The 856-nt window shown below is 73.2% G+C and carries 1 protein-coding gene; it reads left to right on the top strand.

Annotation, left to right across the window (positions count from 1 at the left end; all coding sequences use genetic code 11):
* On the top strand, positions 1–856 hold an 856-nt coding region (locus tag PROKR_RS11620; protein ID WP_281171701.1), incomplete at both ends, for a glycoside hydrolase family 38 C-terminal domain-containing protein.

Raw genomic sequence — 856 nt, 5'->3', positions numbered from 1 at the left:
CGCGCTGGGCGTGGCCCCGGCGTCCGCCCCGGAGGCCGCCGCCAGCACGGTCACCGAGCTGCCCGACGGCGGCTACGTGCTCGCCAACGACCTCGTCCGGATCACGCTGGACGCCGCCGGCCACGTCACGCACGCCGTCGACCTGGCCACGGGTCGGGACGCCGTGGCGCCCGGCCGCGAGGCGAACGTGCTGCAGCTGCACCAGGACTTCCCGAACAAGTGGGACGCCTGGGACGTCGACCGGTTCTACCGCAACTCGGTGACCGACCTGCGCGAGGCGCAGAAGGTGACCGCGGCCGTGGAGGACGGCGTGGCCGTCGTGACGGTGCACCGTCAGTTCTCGGCCTCCAGCCTGGAGCAGGTGATCACGCTCGCGCCGGGCAGCCGGACGCTCGAGGTCAACCTGCGCACGGACTGGCACGAGGTCGAGAAGTTCCTCAAGGTCACCTTCCCGCTCGACGTGCGCGCCGAGCACGTGGCCGCCGAGACCCAGTTCGGGTTCCACAAGCGGGTCACGCACACCAACACGAGCTGGGAGTCCGCCAAGTTCGAGACGTCGATGCACCGGTGGGTGCTCGCGGAGGAGCCGGGCTTCGGCGTCGGGTTCGTCAACGACTCGTCCTACGCGTACGACGTCACGCGCGAGGTGTCCGACCAGGGCGTGGCGCCCGCGCCGGGCGTGCCGGACGTGACCACGACGGTGCGGCTCTCGCTCCTGCGCGCGCCGCGGTTCCCCGACCCGGAGACCGACCAGGGCCTCCAGACCCACCGGTACGGCCTGGTCGTCGGCGCGGACACCGCGGTCGCGACCGAGGCCGGCGCGACGTTCGGCGCGCGTCCGCGGGAGCTGCGCGGC

Origin of the sequence: Promicromonospora kroppenstedtii DSM 19349, assembly GCF_000515355.1 — a bacterium.
Lineage (GTDB): Bacteria > Actinomycetota > Actinomycetes > Actinomycetales > Cellulomonadaceae > Promicromonospora > Promicromonospora kroppenstedtii.
This window is presented reverse-complemented; position numbering and strand designations above follow the sequence as displayed.